Annotated in this window: 22 protein-coding genes; 5 read left to right on the top strand and 17 right to left on the bottom strand. The window is 56.3% G+C overall.

All coding sequences use genetic code 11. The features are described 5' to 3' along the window. Positions 1-22: 22 nt before the first annotated feature. The 5 genes from FGO67_RS08460 to FGO67_RS08440 all read right to left on the bottom strand — a co-directional run bounded on the left by FGO67_RS08460 (position 23) and on the right by FGO67_RS08440 (position 4,593). On the bottom strand, positions 23-874 hold the full coding sequence (locus tag FGO67_RS08460; RefSeq protein WP_203300299.1) for a type II secretion system protein N: 852 nt from the start codon (positions 872-874) through the stop codon (positions 23-25). 1 nt (position 875) lies between these two features. Next, positions 876-1,667 carry a type II secretion system protein N gene (gene gspN, locus FGO67_RS08455; RefSeq protein ID WP_203300298.1) on the bottom strand — a complete coding sequence of 264 codons (792 nt, stop codon included), beginning with the start codon at positions 1,665-1,667 and terminating at the stop codon, positions 876-878. 165 nt (positions 1,668-1,832) lie between these two features. Next, complete coding sequence (groL, locus tag FGO67_RS08450; RefSeq protein WP_203300297.1) at positions 1,833-3,485, bottom strand: chaperonin GroEL; 1,653 nt, start codon at positions 3,483-3,485, stop codon at positions 1,833-1,835. Between the two features lie 78 nt (positions 3,486-3,563). Beyond that, on the bottom strand, positions 3,564-3,851 hold the full coding sequence (gene groES / locus FGO67_RS08445; RefSeq protein ID WP_041341247.1) for a co-chaperone GroES: 288 nt from the start codon (positions 3,849-3,851) through the stop codon (positions 3,564-3,566). Positions 3,852-4,047: 196 nt separating this feature from the next. Next, positions 4,048-4,593, bottom strand: coding sequence for an FxsA family protein (locus tag FGO67_RS08440; protein ID WP_203300296.1), 546 nt, complete (start codon positions 4,591-4,593; stop codon positions 4,048-4,050). Positions 4,594-4,690: 97 nt separating this feature from the next. Here FGO67_RS08440 and FGO67_RS08435 point away from each other — a divergent pair, with 97 nt between their 5' ends. Beyond that, on the top strand, positions 4,691-5,452 hold the full coding sequence (locus tag FGO67_RS08435) for an SDR family oxidoreductase (protein WP_203300295.1): 762 nt from the start codon (positions 4,691-4,693) through the stop codon (positions 5,450-5,452). A gap of 178 nt (positions 5,453-5,630) precedes the next feature. Here FGO67_RS08435 and FGO67_RS08430 read toward each other — a convergent pair whose 3' ends face one another. From FGO67_RS08430 to FGO67_RS08420, 3 genes are read right to left on the bottom strand one after another with little or no spacing between them, the layout of a single operon-like run. After that, positions 5,631-5,939 carry an MGMT family protein gene (locus FGO67_RS08430; RefSeq protein ID WP_203300294.1) on the bottom strand — a complete coding sequence of 103 codons (309 nt, stop codon included), beginning with the start codon at positions 5,937-5,939 and terminating at the stop codon, positions 5,631-5,633. 3 nt (positions 5,940-5,942) lie between these two features. Then, on the bottom strand, positions 5,943-7,316 hold the full coding sequence (locus FGO67_RS08425) for an AmpG family muropeptide MFS transporter (RefSeq protein ID WP_420844512.1): 1,374 nt from the start codon (positions 7,314-7,316) through the stop codon (positions 5,943-5,945). A 54-nt stretch (positions 7,317-7,370) separates the two neighbouring features. After that, positions 7,371-7,853, bottom strand: coding sequence for a YajQ family cyclic di-GMP-binding protein (locus FGO67_RS08420; protein WP_203300293.1), 483 nt, complete (start codon positions 7,851-7,853; stop codon positions 7,371-7,373). Positions 7,854-8,004: 151 nt separating this feature from the next. On the opposite strand from FGO67_RS08420, the gene FGO67_RS08415 reads away from it, so the two are divergent. Then, complete coding sequence (locus tag FGO67_RS08415) at positions 8,005-8,976, top strand: response regulator (protein WP_203300292.1); 972 nt, start codon at positions 8,005-8,007, stop codon at positions 8,974-8,976. A 372-nt stretch (positions 8,977-9,348) separates the two neighbouring features. Then, positions 9,349-10,368 (top strand): AraC family transcriptional regulator, encoded by a 1,020-nt coding sequence (locus FGO67_RS08410; protein ID WP_203300291.1) that lies wholly within the window; start codon positions 9,349-9,351, stop codon positions 10,366-10,368. Positions 10,369-10,381: 13 nt separating this feature from the next. Here FGO67_RS08410 and FGO67_RS08405 read toward each other — a convergent pair whose 3' ends face one another. The 6 genes from FGO67_RS08405 to FGO67_RS08380 all read right to left on the bottom strand — a co-directional run bounded on the left by FGO67_RS08405 (position 10,382) and on the right by FGO67_RS08380 (position 17,384). Beyond that, complete coding sequence (locus tag FGO67_RS08405) at positions 10,382-11,593, bottom strand: argininosuccinate synthase (protein WP_203300290.1); 1,212 nt, start codon at positions 11,591-11,593, stop codon at positions 10,382-10,384. Between the two features lie 170 nt (positions 11,594-11,763). Continuing rightward, positions 11,764-12,162: a flagellar export chaperone FliS gene (gene fliS, locus FGO67_RS08400; protein WP_203300289.1), complete on the bottom strand. Its 399-nt coding sequence runs from the start codon at positions 12,160-12,162 to the stop codon at positions 11,764-11,766. A 27-nt stretch (positions 12,163-12,189) separates the two neighbouring features. After that, positions 12,190-13,602 carry a flagellar filament capping protein FliD gene (gene fliD / locus FGO67_RS08395; RefSeq protein ID WP_203300288.1) on the bottom strand — a complete coding sequence of 471 codons (1,413 nt, stop codon included), beginning with the start codon at positions 13,600-13,602 and terminating at the stop codon, positions 12,190-12,192. A 188-nt stretch (positions 13,603-13,790) separates the two neighbouring features. After that, positions 13,791-14,228 (bottom strand): flagellar protein FlaG, encoded by a 438-nt coding sequence (locus tag FGO67_RS08390; RefSeq protein WP_203300287.1) that lies wholly within the window; start codon positions 14,226-14,228, stop codon positions 13,791-13,793. 75 nt (positions 14,229-14,303) lie between these two features. Continuing rightward, positions 14,304-15,125 carry a flagellin domain-containing protein gene (locus FGO67_RS08385; protein WP_203300286.1) on the bottom strand — a complete coding sequence of 274 codons (822 nt, stop codon included), beginning with the start codon at positions 15,123-15,125 and terminating at the stop codon, positions 14,304-14,306. Positions 15,126-15,269: 144 nt separating this feature from the next. Then, positions 15,270-17,384 (bottom strand): motility associated factor glycosyltransferase family protein, encoded by a 2,115-nt coding sequence (locus tag FGO67_RS08380; protein ID WP_203300285.1) that lies wholly within the window; start codon positions 17,382-17,384, stop codon positions 15,270-15,272. Between the two features lie 368 nt (positions 17,385-17,752). On the opposite strand from FGO67_RS08380, the gene FGO67_RS08375 reads away from it, so the two are divergent. After that, positions 17,753-18,913 carry a flagellin gene (locus FGO67_RS08375; RefSeq protein WP_203300284.1) on the top strand — a complete coding sequence of 387 codons (1,161 nt, stop codon included), beginning with the start codon at positions 17,753-17,755 and terminating at the stop codon, positions 18,911-18,913. Positions 18,914-18,980: 67 nt separating this feature from the next. Here FGO67_RS08375 and FGO67_RS08370 read toward each other — a convergent pair whose 3' ends face one another. Both FGO67_RS08370 and FGO67_RS08365 read right to left on the bottom strand, forming a co-directional pair. Beyond that, entirely contained in the window at positions 18,981-19,235 is a 255-nt protein-coding gene (locus tag FGO67_RS08370) for a BrnA antitoxin family protein (protein WP_203300283.1), read from the bottom strand. Further along, positions 19,219-19,491 (bottom strand): BrnT family toxin, encoded by a 273-nt coding sequence (locus tag FGO67_RS08365; RefSeq protein ID WP_203300282.1) that lies wholly within the window; start codon positions 19,489-19,491, stop codon positions 19,219-19,221. Before FGO67_RS08365 ends, FGO67_RS08370 begins: the two co-directional genes overlap by 17 nt. Positions 19,492-19,685: 194 nt before the next feature. On the opposite strand from FGO67_RS08365, the gene FGO67_RS08360 reads away from it, so the two are divergent. Continuing rightward, entirely contained in the window at positions 19,686-21,686 is a 2,001-nt protein-coding gene (locus FGO67_RS08360; protein ID WP_203300281.1) for a tetratricopeptide repeat protein, read from the top strand. Between the two features lie 34 nt (positions 21,687-21,720). Here the strand turns inward: FGO67_RS08360 and sbcB are convergent, their stop codons facing one another. Further along, on the bottom strand, positions 21,721-23,166 hold the full coding sequence (gene sbcB / locus FGO67_RS08355) for an exodeoxyribonuclease I (protein ID WP_203300280.1): 1,446 nt from the start codon (positions 23,164-23,166) through the stop codon (positions 21,721-21,723). Positions 23,167-23,211: the final 45 nt, after the last annotated feature.

Genomic DNA, 23,211 nt, shown 5'->3' with positions numbered 1-23,211 from the left:
CGTCCTGTATCAATGAACCCGGTCAGCGCCACTGCTCGGGTATGGCATAACTGATGGTGAGGATGGATCCGTCACGCTCGATTTCTATATCCACCTGAGCCTGGCCACGCCAACTCTCAAGCAGGGATTTGTCCTGTTCTATGTCGCCCAGACGCTGGCCGTTGATGGCGGTAATGACATCGCCGGCCTGAAGGTTAACGGCATTGAGCATGGCATTGGAACCGTTGTAAACGTAACCCGACGCCCCACTGTCATCCACCGGCTTCAGCCCGTAAGCGTTAAGAGCTGCTGCGCCCTGGCTGTCCAACTGCGCCCGGGCACTCTCCAAAAAGGCATCCGGCGACGATTCTGCCGGCTGTTCCATCTGCTGCGCAACCAGCGTATCTGATTCCGGCTCATCAAAAGTCAGTGATTCGTAGCGGCCACCGCGGCGAATCAGGATGCGACTGGGTTCCACTTCCGCCAGCTCGGCGTTGCCGGGCAGCATGTCGCCAACCCGATAGTACGCCGTTTCTCCGTTGCTTCCTGCAACTATAGCACCGGAGTCTTCCGGGCGCTGTCCTACAAGCACGCCCTCAAGCCGCAATCGCAGGCCGGTCTCGGGCGCTGATCGCTTGACCACCTCGGCCACTCCCGCCTGCTTCGGCGGCCGGCCGAAAAATTCGAAACTGGCCATCGGGAAGGACAACCCCGAGCCGTCCACGCCTTGACCACTGCCGGCCAGCGGCGCAACCGGAACCGGCCTGTCGTCCCAGGCCGCCAGCCAGGTCACCTTGGCCAGCGCAACGCCGAGATAAATGACCAACCCCACCAGCAACAGGTTTGCCAGTGCCCGAGACAATCGTGCTTGCGCTTGTACACTCATCGCAGGCATATCAGCGCGCTCCTGGCAGCAGTGGCTGCCGGACCCGGAACACCACATCGCCGGGGTTTGCGGAATCCGACCAGGGCTGTCCCGCCAGGTCCACCATTCGCTTATAGACCCTGAGGTCCATCATGCCGCTCCACAGAATTTGCACATCCGCCGCCGGGCCGTCGCCGCCCTGCTCCGCCACCGTCAGGGCAACGCCGCCCTGCGTGGTATCAAGCTCTGCCTGCATGGGCGGGAATCGGGCCTGGCCGGTCTGATTCCCCATCGGCCAGGAAACCTGGCCACCGGCCCAGCGGCCCAGGCCTTCGGCCAGGGTAACGCGGTTATCTTCCCACACCAGATTCAGTCGATCGATAGACACATTACCTTCAATCATGGCGCCGCCAGCGCGACGAATGAGGTCTTTAAACTCGCTGACCACCACCTGGCCATTGGCATTGATTTCAGCCCGCTGGGGCCATGCAACGGTGATATCGCCTTCAATTTCAGATTGGGATGACGCAATAGAGAGGTCGACCGGAAGTGACAGTTCAGTCAAGGAGGGCCAACCGAGCTGCCAGTCCACGCGCACTGGGTAACCCGCCACCCTCAACCCGGCAGCGCCATCCCAAACCCGCCCGGACACCTGACGAACCTCCACCTGTTGCGGCAGGGAAATCCGGTCGGAGACCTGCTGCCATGCCCATCCCGCCGGCACCCAGACCAGCAAGGCAGACGCATACACCACCAGTGCCAGCAAGACCAACAGGATCAGCTTGCCAGGGCGGAGAAAAGGTTTGGATTCAGCGTTGCTCATTCAGATACACACAGACAGTCGACCGGTAGCCGAGTCTAACAAACGCCTGAGGCAAGTTCATGAGAAAAAACAAAAACCCCGCGCCAGTGCGAACTGACGCGGGGTTTTCAGGGTAGATCGGGCCACGCCCGGATCTCTCAAGGCGTGGCTGGGATCAGGCCGGCATTACATCATGCCGCCCATGCCTCCCATGCCGCCCATGCCACCCATGTCCGGCATACCACCGCCGGCGCCTTCTTCCTGCGGCTCATCTGCAACCATCGCCTCAGTGGTGATGATCAGAGACGCAACAGAAGCGGCTGCCTGCAGTGCCGAACGGGTGACCTTGGCGGGATCCAGGATACCCATTTCCAGCATGTCGCCGTACTGCTCGGTGGAGGCGTTGTAACCGAAGGAACCTTCGCCTTCACGTACCTTGGCAACAACTACGGAAGACTCGCCACCGGCGTTGTACACGATCTGACGCAGCGGAGCTTCCATAGCGCGACGCAGAATGTTCACGCCAGCCTTCTGCTCTTCGTTGATCGCATCCACTGCATCCAGTGCTGCGATAGCACGGATCAGGGTAACGCCACCGCCGGCAACAATGCCTTCTTCAACCGCAGCGCGGGTGGAGTGCAGTGCGTCTTCAACGCGGGCCTTCTTCTCTTTCATTTCTACTTCAGAGCCTGCGCCCACCTTGATGACGGCAACACCGCCAGCCAGCTTGGCAACGCGCTCTTGCAGCTTCTCTTTGTCGTAATCAGAGGAGCTGTCTTCGATCTGCTTGCGGATCTGCTCAACGCGAGCTTCGATATCCGCCTGGGCACCCACACCGCCGATGATGGTAGTGTTTTCCTTGGTGATGTTGACACGCTTGGCGGTGCCCAGATCATCCAGGGTGGTGTTTTCCAGGGTCAGACCCACTTCTTCAGAGATCACAGTACCGCCGGTCAGAATGGCGATGTCCTGCAGCATCTCTTTGCGACGATCACCAAAGCCAGGCGCCTTAACGGCGGCGACTTTAACGATGCCACGCATGTTGTTCACAACCAGGGTGGCCAGCGCTTCGCCTTCGATATCTTCGGCGATGATCATCAGCGGCTTACCAGCCTTGGCGACAGATTCCAGCACCGGCAGCAGTTCGCGGATGTTGGAGATCTTCTTGTCGACCAGCAGGATGTACGGGTCATCCAGCTCGGCGGACATGTTGTCCTGGTTGTTGATGAAGTACGGAGACAGGAAGCCACGATCGAACTGCATACCTTCGACCACGTCCAGCTCGTCTTCCAGGCCACGGCCCTCTTCAACGGTAATGACGCCTTCTTTACCGACGCGCTCCATGGCATCGGCAATCAACTTACCGATGGTCTCGTCGCCGTTGGCAGAAATGGTGCCCACCTGAGCGATGTTGCGGCTGTCGTCGCATGGCTTGGCCATGTCACGAATTGCCTTGACCGCTTCAGTGGTGGCCTTGTCGATACCACGCTTCAGATCCATCGGGTTCATGCCGGCAGTCACTGCCTTCACGCCCTCGTTAACGATGGCCTGAGCCAGAACGGTAGCGGTGGTGGTGCCGTCACCGGCGGTGTCGTTGGCCTGGGAAGCAACTTCCTTGACCATCTGTGCGCCCATGTTCTCGAACTTGTCGTGCAGTTCGATTTCTTTCGCTACAGACACACCGTCTTTGGTGATGGTCGGTGCACCGAAGGACTTTTCCAGAACCACGTTACGGCCTTTCGGGCCGAGGGTCACTTTAACCGCGTCTGCCAGAACGTTGACGCCTGCGACCATACGCTTACGAGCGCTATCACCGAATTTAACGTCTTTTGCTGCCATGTCTTCTATTCCTGTTCGTTAAACCGAAGTTACTGAATAAATCGGATTAATGAGGGTTCGTGCGAGTCGCCTCAGCGATCACTCAAGCACGCCGTAAATGTCGTTCTCGCTCATGATGAGCAGCTCTTCGCCGTCGACCTTTACGGTGTTACCGGCATACTGGCCGAAGACCACGGTGTCACCCACCTTTACCGCCAGCGCGCGCGTTTCACCGTTGTCCAGAATGCGACCGTTGCCTACGGCAACCACTTCGCCTTGGGAAGGCTTCTCTTTGGCGTTACCCGGCAGCACGATGCCACCTGCAGTTTTCTCTTCTTCTTCCTTACGGCGCACGACAACACGATCGTGTAGCGGACGAATTTTCATTGCTCGGTTTCTCCAATAGTCAGATTAATGTGGCAATGACATTTGCTGTTAAAAAGGTCGGACTTGCAAAGCGTCATCCGGCCAAATTGCCCGGCTGCTAACCTGCTGTTTTCCAGCCGTTATCAGCCTGCAGCGAACTTGTGAAACCTATGTGGGGTTAGCGTAGGGGTTTTCAACACCTGCCCCTCAAAAATTTTCACTTTTTTTCGATGCGATCATGATCGGTTTCGGTCTGATCCTGATACTCGCCCTCGATGATGTTGCCTTCACTGTCACGGTCGAAGGGGCGCTGCCGGCCGAACGGATTTTCGCCAGCTCCACCGAAAGGATCCTGCCCGAATGGCCCGGCGCCACCACCGGCGCGAAAATGAAAGCCCCGGCTCTGGCCGGAGACCACCATGCGCTTGAGTGCCTGGGAAGCCAGCCAATGGCGGGAGCCCGGAAGAAGGCACAGGAAGCCGATGGTGTCAGTAATAAAGCCTGGGGTAAGCAACAGCGCACCGCCGACCGCCAGGATCAGCCCCTCGGCGACTTCTTTCGCCGGCAACTCGCCGCTGTTCAGGCGCTGATTGGCCTTCAACAAGGTGGCCAGACCCTGCTGACGGAGCAACCAAGCTCCAATAACGGCGGTCAGCAACACCAAGCCGATGGTATTCAACACGCCGATGATGCCACCCACCTTGATGAGCACTGCCATTTCGGCCACCGGCATAACAATGAAAAGAAACAGGAACACGGACATCAGAACCTCAGGGTCTGAAGTGGGTTTGAGAAGGTCTGGTATACTCCGCGCACTCAGTACACGCAACACCATCTGACTTTGTTGATTAGGGCGAAACATGAAACTTCAAGATTCCGTGATTGCAATTACCGGCGGTGGCCAGGGCCTTGGCCGCGCCATGGCAGAGTACCTGGCGGCCAAGGGCGCCCGCCTGGCACTGATTGACCTGATGCCGGAGAAGCTTGCCGAGGCGGCTGAAGCCTGCAAGCAGGCCGGCGGTGACGCCAAGACCTACGTCTGCAATGTGGCGAAAGAGGAAGACGTCACCCATACCTTTGAGGCTATCGTTGGCGACTTTGGCCAGCTTAACGGACTCATCAACAACGCGGGCATTCTTCGGGACGGCCTGATGGTAAAAGGTAAGGATGGCCAGATCGAAAAGCGCATGGAGCTGGCTCAGTGGCAGGCGGTGATTGACGTGAATCTGACCGGGGTTTTCCTGTGTGGCCGGGAGGCGTCCAGCCAGATGATCAAGAACGGGGATCAGGGCGTGATTATTAACGTGGCCTCAATTTCCCGCGCGGGCAACATGGGCCAGAGCAATTATTCGGCGGCCAAGGCGGGTGTGTCGGCTCTGGTTCCGGTGTGGGCGAAGGAGCTGGCGCGCTATGGCATTCGTTGCATGGGTATTGCGCCGGGCTTTATTGAGACGGAGATGACGGCGTCGATGAAGCCGGAGGCACTCGCGAAGATGACGGCCGGGATTCCGCTGAAGCGGATGGGCAAGCCGGAGGAGATTGCTTCGGCGGCGGCGTTTATTTTTGAGAATGATTATATGTCGGGGCGGATGATTGAGGTGGATGGGGCTTTGCGGCTTTAGACCTCTTCTTTGGGTCCCCTAGCCTGTTGGTTTGGGGGCTGGTCAGGGGGTGGGGTGTCTTTTCTTTTGGAAAACGAACTCGCTTCGCTCAGACATCTTTTTTCCGGCAGAAAAGACACCCCACCCCCTGACTGACCGAACCACTAGAAATATCTGATATAAAACGAAAAGGGAAAAGTTAGGGCTGCCATTGGTAGTGGCGCATTGGGATTCTTCCGTCTTTTACTTCTACTCCCTCCTGTTCCAGTAACTTCTTCTGTATTAGGAACGTTTCGGTGCCTTCTGGGAAGGCGATTTGGCCGTTGCTTCTGATAACTCGATACCAGGGTACGGTGTGGCCGGCTGGGAGTTTGCCCAGGGCTCGGCCGATGTAGCGGGCTTGGCGGCCTAGTCCGGCCATGCTGGCTACTTGGCCGTAGCTGGCGACGCTCCCCTCGGGAATTGAGAGTACGACCTGCCAGATTTTTTGATCTTTTGTGGCTTCCACAGCCTAAGTCTCCCGGAGTGCCGGCTCTGAACCGGGCTCGAGCTCTTCCGTTTTTCTTGGCGCCAGTGCGTCCAGTCGTTCGCCCTGGCGCATCATATAAATGGCCAACAGGATGGCGGGTACGCCCATGATGCCGGCTACCAGGAAGAACTGGGCGTAGCCGAAGTCGGCCACGACGATGCCGGAGAAGCCGCCGATGAATTTACCCGGCAAGGTCATCAGGGAGCTGAACAATGCGTACTGGGTGGCGGTGAAGGAGGCGCTGGTCATGCTGGAGAGCCAGGCAATCAGTGCGACGTTGGCGATGCCGCCGCTTAAATTGTCCGCGCTGACCACGGCCGCCAGTGTGATTACGTTGGGCGGGTATTGAGCCAGCAGCACGAACAGCAGGTTGGTGGCGGCGGTCATGATGGCGCCCACCAAGAGTATCCGGCGCACACCGTAATGAACCACCATGACTCCGCCCGCCAGGGAGCCGGCGATGGTCATGAAGAAGCCGAAGATCTTGGTGACGTCGGCGACCTGGGTTTTGCTGAAGCCCATGAAATCCAGATAGAACGGGTTGGCCATTACGCCCATGGCGATGTCTGAAATCCGATACACCGCCACCATCACCAGGATCAGTACGGCCAGTTCCTGGTATCGGCGGAAAAAGTCCAGGAAGGGGCCAGCCACGGCGGCCGAGAACCAACCAATGATGCGTGCCACTCGAGGGTTCAGGTGGGCGCGTTTGGCGGCTTCCTGTTCGATTTTGCGGGCGATGTCTTGCGCGGCGGCGAAATGGTTTACCGCGGGCTCGCGCACGATCAGCACTGTAATCAAACCCACACCCACCAGCGCCGCCATCACTTCATAGGACACCTGCCAGGACCAGAACTCGGCCAGATACAGCGCGCCGGCACCAGCCACCAGTAACGCCAGGCGATAGCCGAAGATGTAGGTGGCTGCCAACGCCGCCTGCAGCCGCTCTTCAGCGATTTCGATGCGGTAGGCATCAATGGCCACGTCTTGGGTTGCCGAGGAAAAAGCCACCAGCAACCCGCACAGGGCCATCATTTCCGGTGCTGCGGTAGCATCGACCTGGGCCATCAGGTACAGCCCCGTCGCGATGCCCGACTGGGCCAGGACAATCCAGCTGCGGCGTTTACCCAGCAGGCGGTCGAGCACTGGCAGCTTGAGCCGGTCTACCACCGGCGCCCAGAAAACCTTGATGGAATAGGTGATCCCCAGCCAGCTGAAGAACCCTATGGTGGCGGTCTCCACACCCACATCGGCAAGCCGGGCGTTTAGAGTGGAAAACACCAGCAGGAACGGCAGCCCCGCCGAGAACCCGAGAAACAGCAGGGCAATGACCTGCCATCGCGTGTAGGTGTACAGCGCTTCCCGGATCAGGGCGCGGCGGTCGCTGGAGAAGATGGTAAAACCTCCGAGTCAGTCGCGAAAGTTATTGAATTGCAGCGGGATATCCAGCTCAGCCTCACGCAGCATCGCCATTGCGGCCTGCAGGTCGTCCCGCTTCTTGCCGGTCACCCGGACCTTGTCGCCCTGGATGCTGGCCTGCACTTTCAGCTTGGCGTCCTTGATCATTTTCACGATCTTCTTCGCCATGTCGGTCTCGATGCCCTGTTTCAGCAACAGGTGCTGCTTCACCAGCTTGCCGGCTTTGCTTTCGCCGTCTTCGCTGATGGCGCGGCCATCAATGTTGCGCTTGGCGAAGGCCATCCGCAGCATGTCCATCAGTTGCTCCAGCTGGAACTCCTGCTCGGCACTGATGGTAAGGCCCTTGTCGTCCTGCTCGATGTCGGCTTCAACGTTCTTGAAGTCCCAGCGATTGCCCAGCTCGCGCTTGGCCTGGTCCACCGCGTTGGTAACTTCGTGCAGATCAATCTCAGAAACTATGTCAAAAGAAGGCATGGTCGTTATTCTCCAGCGGCCACTGAGGGTATACTGTGGCCTAAATTTATTCCCGAATGTTCAAGGTGCCAAAGCATAACAAGACCCACGCCGGACCGCACCCGGCAAAGGTTGTCGCATCTGACCATGGACTGATGAGAAGTCGATACCCATGCCAAACCTGGACCTACCCATCCTCGTCGTCGACGACGCCAAATTCAGCAGCATGGTGGTTGGCCGAACGCTGAGAAAGGCCGGATATCGCGACGTACGCATCGTCAATAATGCCTCGGCCGCACTGGAATTGATCGAACAGCGCCCCGTCAGCGTGCTGATTGCCGACTGGTTGATGCCCGAGATGGACGGCTTGCAGCTCACGGATCAGGTCCGGCAGCAGGACGAGCAGAATAACCACTATACCTATGTGATTCTGCTGACCGCCCGGGAAAGCATCGATGCACTGTCAGAAGCCTTCGACCGGGGCGTGGACGATTTCATCTACAAATCCGACATGACCAAGCAACTGATCCCGCGGATCTTCGCCGCGGATCGCATGGCGGATCGTCAGAATACCCTGCTCAGGGCCAACGCCCTGCTGGTAGAGAACAACCGCGAACTGGAAGCCACCAACATCATTGATCTGGAGACCGGCCTCGGCAACAACCAGTACGGCCGGAAACGCCTGGCCAAAGTGCTGCGCCATGCCGAATCCCGGGGCGGCGCCTGCGCCTATGTGCTGTGCGGCATTCGCAACTGGCAGGACCTGAAGCGGAAATACCCGCCCACAGTAATGAGCGAACTGGCGGTCGGCATTGCCCGGCGCCTGACCACCCTGGTGCGCCCTATCGATGCCCTGTGCCGGGTTGGCGATAACCAGTACGCCCTGATCGCCCACTTCCCGAACAGCGATCACTGCACCACCACGGCGTTTCGGCGTGTGTTTGATGGCATTAATCACAAGGCCCTGAAAACCACGGCCGGTTATATCTCAGTGGAAGCCGGTATGGTGCTGTGCAAGGCGGCCGCCGAACATGGCACGCCCTCGGTGCAAGACGTGGAGCGCAGCGCCGTGCAAGGCCTGATGGACGCCTATGAAACCCGGCGCTTTACCGAAACCGCACCAGAGCTGGAAACCGAGGCCTGATACGCAGCTGATCGGATTTCGAACACTCCGTAACAGTGCGACACACAGAACCCACAGACACCAAGAAGCGAAAGCCCTATTCTGAGATTGTGGATTTAAGCAGTATCCCCCATGGCGGAGGGGCCGTGTAGTACCTCCGCCGCCATATGGGGAAACGATCCACCGGATTAACGAATTTTTCAGGCACTTTCGTTCTTTCCTTATCTTTAGGCCGGCTGTTTAGCTGGCCTTTTTGTTTTTAGTCTCCCCCACTGCTGCACCTCCCGGTTCATACTGCTAAAGCTTTCTTGCCGCCGAAGTTCTAACGGCACAGATCCGTTATACTCCCCCCCATAATCAGCAACAATTACTCCAAAAAACCGTGTTGTAGCCATGAAATCCCTGGGAACCACCTCCGTTGCCGCCCTTCGCCAGTATGTTCGCGCCGCCGAGTCTGCGGGCGTTGATACCTCGTCACTCTTCGAAAAGGCCGGGCTGAACCCCGCTATTCTGGACAGCGATGACGGCCGAATCGACGGCGAGCAATTCCAGGTGTTCATCGAGCAACTACTAGAGCACACCGGAAACCCGATTCTCGGGCTGGAAACCGGCGATTTCGTACAACCCGGCTCCTACAGCGTGCTGGGCTACATCACCATGAGCTGCGCAACCCTGGGCGAGGCGGTGGCCCGAATTGCGCCGTTCGAGAAACTGGTCGGCGACATGGGCACGACGCGCCTGACCATGGCCGGCGACAACATCAAGCTGCTGTGGCACTGCAACTACGACAACCCTGCAGTACGGCCACACCTCGTGGATAACGTGTTTTCCTCCTGGGTGAACTACGCCCGCTGGCTGGCCGACGATGAGGCGGCCGCACCAACCCTGGTGAAACTGAAACGACCATCCCCGGGCAAAGAGCTGGAGCAGGCGTACCAGTCCCGCTGGCGCTGCCCCGTGCACTTCTCCGCCGAAGAAGACAGCCTGACATTCCGCAAGGAACTGCTGAACACCCGGCTCCGCCAGCCCGACCCCCTGCTCCGCAAAACCCTGGAGGCCCACGCCCTCACCCAGCTGGCATCATTGGATACTGGCAGCGATTTAACCTCAAAGGTAAAGCACAGCATTCAGCAGCAGCTGATGCAGGGAGTCACAAGGCAGGATGTGGTCGCGGACGAGCTCGGCATGAACAGCCGAACCCTGCAACGCAGGCTGAGCCAGGAAGGCGTGTCGTATCAGAAATTACTGGATGAGGTTCGGCAGACCATGGCCGAGGACTATCTGCTCAACAGCGAGCTGGCCATTCCGGACATCGCACTGCGGCTGGGGTTCAGCGAAACCACGTCGTTTCACCGGAAATTCAAGGCCATAAAAGGCAAGACGCCCGGAGAGTTCCGGGCGTCTAAAGGCTAACTCAAGGCGAGAGTCAGAGCGTACGGCCTTTGCCGGCCGCAATGCGCAAACGCAGCGCGTTCAGCTTGATAAAGCCTTCCGCGTCTTTCTGGTCGTAAGCACCCTGATCTTCCTCGAAGGTCGCGATTTTCTCGTCGAACAGGGAGTCATCGGACTTCCGGCCAGCAACGTCGACATTGCCCTTGTAGAGCTTGAGGCGAACGGTGCCGTTCACGTAGGTCTGGGTCTGGTCGATCAGCGCCTGCAGCGCCTCACGCTCAGGAGACCACCAGTAACCGTTGTAAATCACCTCGGCGTAACGCGGCATGATGCTGTCTTTCAGGTGGGCCACTTCGCGGTCCAGCGTGATCGACTCGATGGCGCGGTGGGCGCGCAGCATGATGGTGCCACCCGGGGTTTCGTAACAGCCACGGGACTTCATGCCCACGTACCGGTTCTCAACGATGTCCAGACGACCAATGCCGTTCTCACCCGCGATCTTGTTCAGGGTTTCCAGCACCACGTGGGGCTTCATTTCCTGGCCGTCAATGGCAACGATGTCGCCCTTCTTATACGTCAGCTCAACGTAGGTCGGCTTGTCCGGAGCGGCTTCCGGAGACACGCTCCAGCGCCACATGTCTTCCTCGGCCTCGGCCCAGGGATCTTCCAGGTTCATGCCTTCGTAGGAGATGTGCAGCAGGTTGGCATCCATGGAGTAAGGGGACTTGCCCTTCTTCTTCTCCACCGGAATGTTGCGCTCATCGCAGTAGGCCAGCAGCTTCTCGCGGGAGTTCAGATCCCACTCGCGCCAAGGCGCAATCACCTTCACGCCGGGCTTCAGTGCGTAGGCACCCAGCTCGAAACGAACCTGATCGTTGCCCTTGCCGGTCGCACCGTGGGAGATGGCATCGGCGCCGGTCTCGTTGGCGATTTCGATCAGACGGCGAGAGATCAAAGGACGAGCGATGGAGGTACCGAGCAGGTACTCACCTTCGTAGATGGTGTTCGCGCGGAACATCGGGAACACGTAATCGCGCACAAACTCTTCGCGCAGGTCCTCGATGTAGATCTCCTTAACGCCCAGCGCCTCGGCTTTCGCCCGCGCCGGCTCCACTTCCTCGCCCTGGCCGATGTCGGCGGTGAACGTCACCACCTCACAGTTATAGGTATCCTGCAACCACCGAACGATCACGGAAGTATCCAGGCCACCAGAATAGGCCAGCACCACCTTCTTAATATCAGACATGCCCTTGCTCCAGACTGAACAGTATGGATGTATCGAAAATAAGGAACGTATTGTACGGGACAGCGGGGGGAATGGCTATTGGGCTGGGGTATAACGAAGATGCATTACCCGCCGAATCGGCGCAGGGCCCGGCGGGTAAACAGGCTACGAACGGAGATCAGCTCAGGTGATCAACCTACGTGCCGCTGGGAGACTGCTTCTTCGCGGATGCCGTCCCAGCCTTCTTTGATAGAGCGAAGCAACCCCGCCACTTCATCGAGTCGTTCTATATCATTTCTCGCGTTGGCTTCCCACAAAGCACGTTCCATATACTCATATAGTGCATCGAGGCGCTCCGAAAGCTCCCCCCCCCTCTCTCTATCAAGATAGCCGCGAAGCGCTCCAACGATGTCTAACGCCTTCATTATCAGCTTGCCCTTGCCATCGTAATCCTTGGCCTGAAGCTTGGCTTTTGCCATGTTGATGCGCTCAAGAGCCCCTTGATAAAGCAGTTGGATAAGCTTGTGTGGGTCAGCATCGGTAATGCTGGTCTGCGTATTAATCCGCTGGTATTGCTGAAGACCGTTCATTGGTAACTCCTTTGAGTTCAGCGCCGCTTACTGCTGATTGCCATTGGATTGCTGTGGTGCCATGGCGGCCAATTGCTGACTGATGTAATTGCCCGTGCTATTGAGCTGAGAAATAAGTGAGTCGGCTGCTGAAAACTGCGACACTAGACGCTCCCTGTATGTCTCCATCCGAAGTTCGAGACGATTTCGTTGATCCTGTATTTCCTCAAGCGCAGTATTAAGTCCGCCTGTGCGCCCGGAAATTGCGCCGTCGCTGGCTAAGTAGCTCTCAATGGTCGTATCGATTTTTCCAGCGATTCCGTCAACGCCGCCCTGCTCCGAAAATAGCGCCGTGACCGCCTGGGGATCTTCCCCGAGCTTTACTTTAAACACCTCGGCATCAAATTCGAGTTTCCCCGTACTTGGTACTGTTTTAATACCCAGATCCGCGAGAGTTCGAACGGAGCTGTTTTCTCTGCCAGTCGGAACCGTAGTTAAGCCGGTACGCAGGTCCCTTTCCATGTTTCTTACGGTTGAGTCACCGGAAAGGACACCTCCAACCCCAGACTCAGCGTTGTATCCGGACGCCTTGTCGATGACATCTTGCAGTGCGTTGAATTTGTCAACAAACTCTTGAACCCTCCCCGCAACTTCATCGGGATCCCGCTCAACTTTTACAGTGGTGCTGCCGGTGGATTGCACATCAAACCTTACTCCCTCGACCACATCCTCCACCGTGTTGGATGACCGACTGACAGATATGCCATTTACTTCCAACAATGCATCCTTGGCTGCGACCGTTTCTGTCAAATTCAATGTGGTGCCATCAAAAGCAAACTGGGACAGCCCGGATGCATCGGTGCTATTTCCATCATCGTCAGCCACCGAGACTTGAATCGCGTTATCCAGACCGCTTTCATCAGAAGAAAGGACCAGTCGGTACCCACTCCCCGTATCGACAATGCCTGCCGATAATCCAGCGTTCGCATCATTGATCGAATCTGCAAGCCCTTGCAGCGTGTTATTGCTTCCATCCACAGTCACATCTGTATTGACGCCATTGACCGTAAACGTGAGGGTGCCAGTACCGACGGTAGTCGTGTCGGTATCCGCGAAGGAACCGGAAGCCAACGACTGGGCCTGTGCCAATTGGGTCACGTTCACACTGTAGGAACCACGGTTCGCAGTCGAAGGATCAACATTCACTTTGGCCACCGACTCATTAGACGAGCTGGCCGCCAGCGCCTTGAGCCCGTCCGATGATGCCAGGGTGTCCAGTGGCTTCTGCAAGGCTTCAAGCGCACTTTTAAGCGCCCCAAACGCTGATATTTTGGTTTTGGCTTCGCTTTCTCTCCGATCCAAACGAAGCTCTGCCGGCTTGCGCTCTGCGTTAACCAGTTGATCAACGAGATCGGAACTAAAGATTCCGGAGCCAGCACCTAGCGATGAAATTCCTGCCATACCGAGCCTCCTACAAGGCCTGCGTTTACTGTCTAATATATCGGCAAGAGGCGGCAAAACTTTGCCTCCAAACTCCGCCTTTCGGTTACATTTTGTAAGCGAGTGCAACGTCAGATAAACCGAGAACGCCGCTACCCGGAGGCAGCGGCGCTAACGAAGCACTTCAGAGACCAATGACCGTTTCCGGCTCACACTTTCAAATCAAACAACGTCAACGGTTCCTCCTGCTGCAAATTTTCTGCCAGCTTCAACGCAACGTCGTCAGGAATCTGTCGAATCACCTTTTGCGTTTCCTGATCAACAACAGAAACAATGGTCTTTCCCAGTTCTTTATCGATTTCAAAGCGTAAATCTCTCTGCACGCTCTGAACATAGTTGTTGAGCTGGGTTACTGCACTTCCCACATCTGTTTTCTCCTCAGTCAGAGCGTTCTTCTCTGACTGTGACTGCACCGGTCGTGCTTCGCCGGCTGCCACTACAGCCTGAGCTTGGCTCGCGGCCGGAACAGTTTCTTGAGCGGAGGCATTCCTGCCATCTGCTCGAGGTGATACCGACGCCCGAGCCGGAGCTTGCTCACTGGTGCGAACCAGCTTCAAATCCGGGCTATTCAGGTTTACGCCATTCATGATCCACCTCGCCGTCCTGTAATGGAGCTATCCGGCACTTCGAGTTGAAGGACCGGTTAGCTTCCGATTATCCGCTTACTGGAGGAGGGACAGTACCTGGTTCGGGCGCGCGTTAGCCTGAGCAAGGACCGAGATGCCCGCCTGCTGCAGAACGTTAGCCTTAGCTAGCTTTGCAGTTTCGGCAGCGAAGTCTGCATCAACGATACGGCTGTTGGAGGCGCTCAGGTTCTCGATGTTGGTGCCCAGGTTGTTGATGGTGCTCTCGAAGCGGTTCTGCACCGCACCAAGGTCTGCGCGGAAGGAGTTTACTTCAGAGAGCGCGCCGTCGATAGTAGCCAACGCCGCGCTCGCGCCACCAGCAGAAGATACAGAAACAGCACTGATACCCAGACCAGCCGCGCTCATGGTTGCATCGAAATCTACCGCAATTGTCTGACCAGCGTTTGCACCAACCTGGAAGTTCACAGTTGAGAGGGAGCCTCCCAGAACAGCCTGACCATTGAACTGGGTATCGCTAGCAATTCGGGTGATTTCTGAGACACGCTGATCAACTTCAGCCTGCAGCAGAGCACGGTCATCGTCAGAGTTGGAACCGTTTGCCGCCTGAACAGCCAGCTCACGAATACGCTGGAGGTTCTGCACCGTCTCATCCAGACCGCCTTCAGCGGTCTGAACCATGGAAATGCCATCGTTTGCGTTACGCTGAGCCACGTTCAGACCACGAATCTGAGTGTCGAAGCGGGTGGAAATAGCCAGACCTGCTGCGTCGTCTTTTGCAGAGTTAATCCGAAGACCGGATGACAGACGCTCAAGAGCCTGATCGTTCAAAGACTGAGATTTGTTCAGCTGGTTCTGAGCGCTTAAGGATGCGACGTTAGTGTTGATTCCGAGAGCCATAATGCTTCCCCTTCAAATTGTGTTTCGACACTTTAGAAAGGCCAGCCCCCAGTTTTTTTCGTGGGAACGCTGCCCTGTTATTCCAATTAACGGCAGTCGATTGGGTCTCTTTAGGGAATCTGCATATTTTTGTGTAACAGATTGTTAACACCCGACATCACCCCTCTCTGGCTCAGGGTTCATCAACCTTGTCGTCACCCATGGATCATCAATCGGACGCACCTCCTTTAGGATGACTGACGAAAAATGATCAGGCAGCTGCCTCAGGAAAGCCAAAAAGGTCGTTTTCCAATGATCGAGGAAGGACTGAAGGTCTCTATCCTCGTGCGCCAGTCCGTGGCAGAGCCCAGTCTGGAGAAAGCGTTGAACAGTACCCTTAAGTATTTGCCAGCCCATCAACTGAACAACCGGCGAAGAGCGCCGACCACTTCCAGGTCCCACTCTGTTTAAATAATCTCGAATCTGGTTACAAACTATTATCAGGTCCTTGCGCCCTCTCAACCGACTGTTCCTAAGCACAGAGAGGAATTCCGTCGCGGTGCCAGACACCTCTTGAGCTACGGCACCGAAAATTTGCGCTGTATCGTAGTCGGGCATGTCCCTTGCACTTGCTTCGAGAGTCTCGATCAGCCGATCTCGCTCATCAACGGAAGCCCTTTCGAGCGACTCTGTGAACGCTGTAGGAGACATCCAGTCCGCTCCCCCGATTAGAGCCCCATCCGAGCAATTCCTCACAGAGAAACTAAGGCGCTGCTCAATACGGTCAGATAGGTAATTTTCAACCGCGCGCTTAGCCGTAAAGTAATCCCCTTGAGTGGTAACTGTGGTTCCATTTACCCCCTCTGTCTCGAACTTGGGCCGAGCTTCAGTGCCTCTGGCAGTCTCCTTGCGAAAACGAGAAGCGAACTCAGTTCGAGATTCTTGTCCGTAAATCGAAAATCGCGAGTGGTGCTGCGATTTTTCCTGATAGCCGTAATCTGTCCCAAATAAGAACAAGTTTCTGAAGCCGAACGCAAAGGCCAGCGCCATTGCTGCGTTGGTGCAAGTAGGCGAGCAACCGGGGATAGCATCTTCATTCAAACCTAAGAAAGCCGGCACGTAGTATTCATTGGAGAAGTAAAAGCGATACTTGTCAAACAACGGCGGAACTAGTGGATTCACGCTTACCGTGCACAGAAGCGTAATGTCATGTAGCCCGAACTGCTCATCTATGTCGCTGAGCATTTCATAGATCATGTAGTCAGCGTCGAGTTCAACGTGCAGATCTGGTCGGATACCATGACTAAGAAGCGCTCGCAAGCCCGTACCGGCGCTCATCACTACAAGCTTGTCCCGATTAGCCTTCAGCTCCCCGATCCGTGCATCCAAAGACGGACCACTGCCAACCACCGCGACTGGGGTATGCGATTCTGGAAGCTCATAAGCCTTTGCGTAAGTGCCGCCCAATTTAAGGTTATGGAAGACGTTTCTAAAGCCCCGAAGCTCAAAATCGTAATTTCCCCAGTTTGCACCTACCACCGGCAGATCCTTCTCAAGGTCTTTGGCAATTCGGTACAAATCAACATTCACTAGATGATTGTAATACGAGCTGAAGTAAGGATAGAGGGGAACAATTTCAGCAACCTTTGCTCCCAGAACTCGACGCACGTTCTCTTCTGAAGGATTGGTTGCTATACAAAAAGAGATCGACCGCCCCTTTCCCCTAAAGCGAGCGCAGATTTCTTCCCAGTCCACCGTAAACAGAGTTAGGGCGAAGCGCTCAGGATCAGGCTCAAAAACTACCACATCTATGACATCCGCCCGGGCCGTCAGGCTGTCAATGTGATACCCAAGCCCGCACCCGAGAAAAACCACCGAAGGTAGAATATCCCCGCGATAGTAGCCTTTGAAGGTCGACGGATTGATTCTACTTTTCCTAAGACTTTCCCGGACAAAGCGGGAAGCAAAACGTGCGCCCTCGCCCGCTTCCAAAAAAAATGGGGGAGCCACAGTGACTATCGGCTTTTCAGTGGGGGTTTTCTCGAGGAAATCCGAGACTTCTGCGAGGGAGTACTCACGCGCCAAATGCCGATAAACGGATGTACCGGAATCCACCAAGTCCACATCGTCCCGACCGGGAGTAATGCTTAGTTCACAGTGCTGGGGTTCGAAGTTGGCAAAAAATTCGAAAATCTCGGGACGATACTTTTGGAAATACGCCAAGTTCTTCTGCTTCCGCCTAATGAAAGGCACTGCAACATCTTCATCTTTTCCAGACATCAAACCTTCCTTTTAACGGGTTTCTAACGTTCAGCGCTTATGACGCGCAAAAAGTTTTATGCAACACCAAAGACGCCAAAACAGAGCAAGTAATACCAGATTAGGCAAACATTCGGCAAAGTTCGGACTCTAGAGGCGACGGCGAGGCAAGCGGCAAAATTCTGCCCTTTGCAGGAATTTGGCTTTGGTTACGCGCAGAAACGAGAGAACAAAAAACAAATATTTCACTGAATTTTCAGAATCTTAACCATCAATTTTTAAGTCTGGCACGCTATTAGCTTGGTCCCCATCAAGTAAACAGCTCCTGACCTCCACTGCCCCTCTCTGTCAGGAGAGTTGTTCGGAAAAATAAATCGAGGAGAAAAGAGATGCCTCAGGTAATTAATACCAATATTGCATCGCTGAACGCCCAGCGAAACCTTAACTCATCGCAGAGTGATGCCAACACAGCACTGGAACGCTTATCCTCTGGCCTTCGAATAAACTCTGCCAAAGATGATGCTGCGGGGCTAGCGATATCGACTCGCTTTGAATCACAGATTTCGGGACTGAACGTAGCTCAAAGAAACGCGAATGATGGTATCTCCTTGGCGCAAACGACCGAAGGCGCACTTGACGAGGTAGTTTCAAATCTTCAACGAATCAGGGAGCTCGCGGTTCAATCTGCCAACGCAACCAATAGCCAGTCGGATCGCGAGGCATTGGATAACGAGGTGCAACAACGAATCGAAGAAATCAATCGCATCTCCAACCAAACGTCATTCAACGGACTGAAGATCCTAGATGGTTCCTTTGGGGTAGCCTCTTTTCAGGTTGGAGCGAACGCCGGCGATACCATTAGCATTAACCTAACCTCCGGTTCCCGTGCGAGTGACGTTGGATCGATAGCGACAGCCTCAGCCTTGAATGTCGATTTCTCTGGCACTAACTCCGTTGCAGCGGGCGACACCCTCTCAGTAACGGTTGGAGATCCTGCGACAGCGACCGCTCAAACAGTTACTTTCACAGGAGATGAGGCAAATATTGCTGAAGTCGTGGAGACCATCAATGGCCAACTAGACGGAGCCTCGGCGATTGTCTCTGCTGACGGATCTGCGATTGAAATAAAGTCTCTGGAAGAGCTGAGCTCCATTGCGCTTTCTACCACGAATGGCACTAACGCACTTAACACCACAGGTACAGACACCGCAGCCACTGTTGGTGATCCCGGTGATAATTTACAGTTGGCCTCTGTCGACTCAGTTAACGGTGCAAATGATGCGATCCTCCGGGTGGATAGCGCATTGACCACAATCAACGGGATTAGAAGTGAGCTTGGCGCGATTCAAAATCGCTTTGAATCCACCATCGCAAATCTTGCCACGACGGCGGAAAACCTCGCAGCCTCCAACAGCCGCATCCGCGATGCCGACTTTGCCGCCGAATCCGCCGAGCTGGCCCGCACTCAGGTACTCCAGCAGGCCGGCCTGTCGGTTCTGGCCCAGGCTAACGCCCGGCCACAGCAGGTATTGCAACTACTGCAGGGCTAAACCGAAGCAGCAAAACCGAAACGGCCGGGCTAACGACCCGGCCGTTTTTGCATGGGTGCTGAGCACCTCACCGATGCGAGTTGTGATTTTCCATATACTGTCGCAACAACTTATTGATGCGCGTTTGATACCCCTTGCCCTGGGCTTTAAACCAGGCAAGTACATCCTCATCAATGCGCAGCGTCACCGGCTGCTTCGCTGGCACTCGCAATTCTGCTTCCTTGAAGAACGCATCATCTAACTCAGGAATGTCGCTGGTATCGATCGCGTCGCTGTCCAGTTCCGCGAGCCGCTTCCAGTCAGTTTTAGATGTTCTGTTCATAGAGCTGCACCTCACGTTTAGTCGCTTTCCGGGCGGAAATGATGCGGATGACATCACCGCACCTTTCGGAATACACAACCACTCCTATAATTTGCCGCACAAGCCCAATAGCTACCCAACGCTCCTCCTCATAGACAAACCGAGTATCAATAGCGGTCAGCATCGGGTGACTGAAAATATCCGCGGCATCATTAAAGTCGATACCATGCTTTCGAATGTTGGTCGCATTCTTCGCCTCATCCCACTCAAAACGCATCATACATCCTTGTATTTACATTTGTATGTACAGAGTACCTCAACCTATCCCAGATAGCAGTACATCAATCTATTTCGAAGCATTGCCAGTGAAGATGGCACACCTTTCGCAATACCTCTCTCAAAGCACGGCAAACCGTCAAAAACTGCAGACCTTTGCCGCCTCAGAATGCGGCTACTATCACGAGGTGTCCCATGCAATCACAGCATCACATTCAGAACCCTGGCTCCGATCAGGCGCAGGCGGCCCGCCTCCTGCTGCAGGCCAACCTGGCTTATGGTGAATCCAACAGCAACGGGCTGAGCCACCTTCAGCGCCTTCGGGCCAGGCAGGAGTGCCGTGATTACCTGGCTAACGCCTTCCAGCTGGAACCCGAAAACGCCGGTGCTCTCGGCCTTCTGGGACGCATTGAATTGGATGAAGGACGCCTCGATGAAGCCCATCAGCTGTTCAGTGCCAGCTTGCAAGCGCAGCCCGGACAGGCCCAGCAACACGCCAACTTGGGTTACTGGGCTCTAAAATCTGAACGCCCTGCGCTGGCCGAACAACACTTCCTCGAAGCCCTGGATTGCGACCGGCAATCCGCCGCCGCTTTTTGCGGAGTGGCCCACGCCAAGCGTCTGCAGGGCCAGTTCGATGTCGCTTACCTGCACTACCGCAAACTGCTCGAAACCGGCGCGGAATGGGATTCGGTTTACAGCGGCTTGCTGAGCTGCGCGCAACACCTTCAGGTGGAGCGCGCCGACGGTGAGCTGGCGCGGGATGCCATTGCCCTGCTCCGCCGCGAGGGGCTGCCCCATCAGGAACTGGGCCGGTTTGTGGCTGCCATCGTGCACCAGCAGTACGATCTGGATAACCCGAACGCGGAGATCTTCCTGGATGCCGCCAGTGAAGATGAGCTGTTAATCCTTGGCCTGCAGAAAACACTGATGTCAAACCCGGCGGTTGAGAACTTGGTGGTTATGCTGCGCCGCGCCATCATTGCGGAAGTGGCCCAAACGGTGGAGCTTCGGGACGACCTGCAGCAGCTGGCACTGGCGATTGGGCAGTATGCCGACCGCACCGGTTACGCGATGGCCGCTGAGGACGATGAAGAACGCCTGATCGCGACCATTAACGACAGCATCCAGGCCCAACTGGCGATGGGCGAGCCGCAGGATGGCGTGATCGGCTCCCTGATCATCAGCGCGATGTACGGCGCCCTGTTCCACCAGAGCTTTGCCGTTCAGCTCGGGCAGTGGAGCCTGACCGATTGGCCACTGGCGCTGCAGCCGGTGATGGCCGCCAGTTATTACGATCGTGCCAATGAAGAGGCGATCAAGCAGAATTTTGATGAAAAAGCTGCCGAGCTTTGCATGGAGAAGGTGGATGTTGCCCAGGCATGGCCGGCCTGGTCACAACTAGCGTTCCGTGCGGAGAATAGCCTGAAGAATGTGATGGCATCGGAACTGGGCATCGCCACTGACAGCCTGCCCGACACCCTTCGCATCCTGGTGTGTGGCGCCCAGTCTGGCCAGCGCGCCATGGAACTGGCTCGTTACCTCAGTGATGTCGAGGTGATTGCCGTGGACGAATCCCTGGCCAACGTTGCCAAGGGCACCCGCATGGCCGGCGACATGGGCATCGAGAACATTGTGTTCTGGCCCTGGTCCATTGCCCAGCGGTTTATTGCCGATGGGCATCAGGTGCATTGGATTGAGGTTGGGCGCCTGCCCTCCCCCGCCATGACCGAGGTGTCCCTAGCCGCATTGGTAAATGACGCCAGCTCGGCCGGTGCGGTGGTGCATATGCACACGGCCATTGGAGAGCAGACGCCGGGCGACCGCCACATTCGCAACCTGATTGCCGAGCACAGGCTGCAGCCTACCCGCACTGCACTGCGCCAGTTACGCCGCATGGTGCTCGCCAACCCTCAGGATGCCAATTGGAAGGAACTGACTCAGGAAGACGATTTCTTCAGCCTGGGTGGTTGTCGCGATCGCTGGTTCCGGCCGCAGGACGGCGCTCAGCTGAAGCAGCTGATGGCGATGGTCAGCAATGAAGTGGACTGGAAACTGGTGAAAGCACGGGATGCCGATGGCCACAGCCTGGCTACCCAACCGGTGCAGCGGCAGATTCAGGCCGAGGCTCTGGGTAGCGAAGTCCAGAGCCTGGTTGGCCAGGGGCTGAGCGTTTACTTTTGCAAGCGCCGCTGAGGCTCACAGGCCCAAACGCCTACACGCCCAGCACTTATACGTAAGGGATCAACGATTCCGCGTACAAATGTAGGTCTTCAAGAACGTGCCGCCGCTCTGGAGTCAGCTCCGGATCGGCGGCCAGCCGTTGCAGCTCATGGGCAAAGGCTTCAAGCGAACGCCAGCCTTTCTTCGGATGCATCAACCGCTGGGAACGAAATTCCTCCCAGCGCTCCATCTCTTCCCCCTGCAATGAACTCGGGTAATTCCGGGCCCGGTAGCGGAACAGCAGTTCCGTGAGCCGGTCATCAGAAAAATGCACTTCCTGCTCACCCAGACTTTCCACGGGCTGCTCCAACACCCAGTTCAGCTTTTCTCTATCCGCCTTACTGATAAAGCCTCCGGCATAGAGCTGTTCATCTGGGTCGGTCAGATCGCCTTGGTGCTCTTGATCAAAAGCCTGGGCAATTCGTGCCGCCAGATCAGGCGACTGCTTAAGTAAGGCCAGGTTGGCCCGCAGGGTATCGCCGTCGAGTTCGAGCTCACCCAAGCGTTCCTTGGTCAGGCTCTTGAGCATGGTGCCGGGTGCCAGCACCGGGCACTTATTCAGCTGCACCCCTTTGAGCGGGAATCGGCGCACGCCCTCGCCCAACTCGGCCTGGGAAGTGAATACCCGCTCACGAATCTGCTCAGGCGTGGCGTTGATCAGCTCCGTGGGGTCTTCACGAAGGTCGTAGACAATGACCAGATTTTTGTTGGTCGGGTGCTCCGCCACCGGCGCCACCATGGCACAACAACCGCGAGAGGCTGGGTACTTGGCTGAGATGTGAAACACTGGCTTCATGGTGCCGGTATCCAGCATCGCCCGCGCCGAATGTTTGTCCTTGTTCTTCAGGACAAAATCGAAGAGCTTGGGCTGCTTCTCTTTAATCAGCTTGGCGACGGCGATGGTTGCCTCAACGTCCGACATGGCGTCGTGTGCGCTTTCATGGGCAATGCCATTAGCCACCGTCAGTTCTTCCAGCCGGAAGCTGGGGCTGCCATCTTCTTTTTTCGGCCAGTTGATGCCCTCCGGGCGCAGTGCGTAGGTCAATCGAACCATATCGATGATGTCCCACCGGGAATTGCCGTTCTGCCATTCGCGGGCGTAGGGATCGCGCAGGTTTCGATAAAGAGTATGGCGGGTTACTTCATCATCGAAGCGCAGGCTGTTGTAGCCCACCACGCAGGTGCCGGGCTGACTGAAGGCTTCGTTGATCTGGGCAATAAACTCGGCCTCAGGGTAGCCATCCTGCAGGGCTTTCTGGGGCGTGATGCCGGTGATCAGACAGGCTTCCGGGGATGGCAGGTAGTCGTCCGCTGGTTTGCAGTATATGACCAGCGGATCCTCGATGATATTGAGATTTTCGTCCGTTCTGACACCGGCAAACTGGGAGGGACGGTCGTGGACCGGGTCTACGCCAAAGGTTTCGTAGTCGTGCCAGTAGAACGAGCGAATCAAGGGAAAACTCCTGCCGGTGATGGGTCAATGGGGCAGGAGTTTAGC

Origin of the sequence: Marinobacter sediminum, from assembly GCF_016820575.1 — a bacterium.
GTDB classification, from domain to species: Bacteria; Pseudomonadota; Gammaproteobacteria; order Pseudomonadales; family Oleiphilaceae; genus Marinobacter; species Marinobacter sediminum.
Note: the sequence above shows the minus strand (reverse complement) of the source record. Positions and strands in the feature narration are given on the sequence as shown.

Excerpts from the sequence above, each read along its gene's own strand:
- FGO67_RS08420 (WP_203300293.1), bottom strand. The coding sequence starts at position 7,853 with ATGCCTTCTTTTGACATAGTTTCTGAGATTGATCTGCACGAAGTTACC.
- gspN (WP_203300298.1), bottom strand. The coding sequence starts at position 1,667 with ATGAGCAACGCTGAATCCAAACCTTTTCTCCGCCCTGGCAAGCTGATC.
- FGO67_RS08415 (WP_203300292.1), top strand. The coding sequence starts at position 8,005 with ATGCCAAACCTGGACCTACCCATCCTCGTCGTCGACGACGCCAAATTC.
- FGO67_RS08380 (WP_203300285.1), bottom strand. The coding sequence starts at position 17,384 with ATGTCTGGAAAAGATGAAGATGTTGCAGTGCCTTTCATTAGGCGGAAG.
- FGO67_RS08375 (WP_203300284.1), top strand. The coding sequence starts at position 17,753 with ATGCCTCAGGTAATTAATACCAATATTGCATCGCTGAACGCCCAGCGA.
- FGO67_RS08385 (WP_203300286.1), bottom strand. The coding sequence starts at position 15,125 with ATGGCTCTCGGAATCAACACTAACGTCGCATCCTTAAGCGCTCAGAAC.
- FGO67_RS08360 (WP_203300281.1), top strand. The coding sequence starts at position 19,686 with ATGCAATCACAGCATCACATTCAGAACCCTGGCTCCGATCAGGCGCAG.
- FGO67_RS08440 (WP_203300296.1), bottom strand. The coding sequence starts at position 4,593 with ATGTCCGTGTTCCTGTTTCTTTTCATTGTTATGCCGGTGGCCGAAATG.
- groES (WP_041341247.1), bottom strand. The coding sequence starts at position 3,851 with ATGAAAATTCGTCCGCTACACGATCGTGTTGTCGTGCGCCGTAAGGAA.
- FGO67_RS08370 (WP_203300283.1), bottom strand. The coding sequence starts at position 19,235 with ATGAACAGAACATCTAAAACTGACTGGAAGCGGCTCGCGGAACTGGAC.
- FGO67_RS08410 (WP_203300291.1), top strand. The coding sequence starts at position 9,349 with ATGAAATCCCTGGGAACCACCTCCGTTGCCGCCCTTCGCCAGTATGTT.
- FGO67_RS08460 (WP_203300299.1), bottom strand. The coding sequence starts at position 874 with ATGCCTGCGATGAGTGTACAAGCGCAAGCACGATTGTCTCGGGCACTG.
- FGO67_RS08390 (WP_203300287.1), bottom strand. The coding sequence starts at position 14,228 with ATGAATGGCGTAAACCTGAATAGCCCGGATTTGAAGCTGGTTCGCACC.
- groL (WP_203300297.1), bottom strand. The coding sequence starts at position 3,485 with ATGGCAGCAAAAGACGTTAAATTCGGTGATAGCGCTCGTAAGCGTATG.
- FGO67_RS08435 (WP_203300295.1), top strand. The coding sequence starts at position 4,691 with ATGAAACTTCAAGATTCCGTGATTGCAATTACCGGCGGTGGCCAGGGC.
- FGO67_RS08365 (WP_203300282.1), bottom strand. The coding sequence starts at position 19,491 with ATGCGTTTTGAGTGGGATGAGGCGAAGAATGCGACCAACATTCGAAAG.
- fliS (WP_203300289.1), bottom strand. The coding sequence starts at position 12,162 with ATGAACGGTCTTCAGCAATACCAGCGGATTAATACGCAGACCAGCATT.
- fliD (WP_203300288.1), bottom strand. The coding sequence starts at position 13,602 with ATGGCAGGAATTTCATCGCTAGGTGCTGGCTCCGGAATCTTTAGTTCC.
- FGO67_RS08405 (WP_203300290.1), bottom strand. The coding sequence starts at position 11,593 with ATGTCTGATATTAAGAAGGTGGTGCTGGCCTATTCTGGTGGCCTGGAT.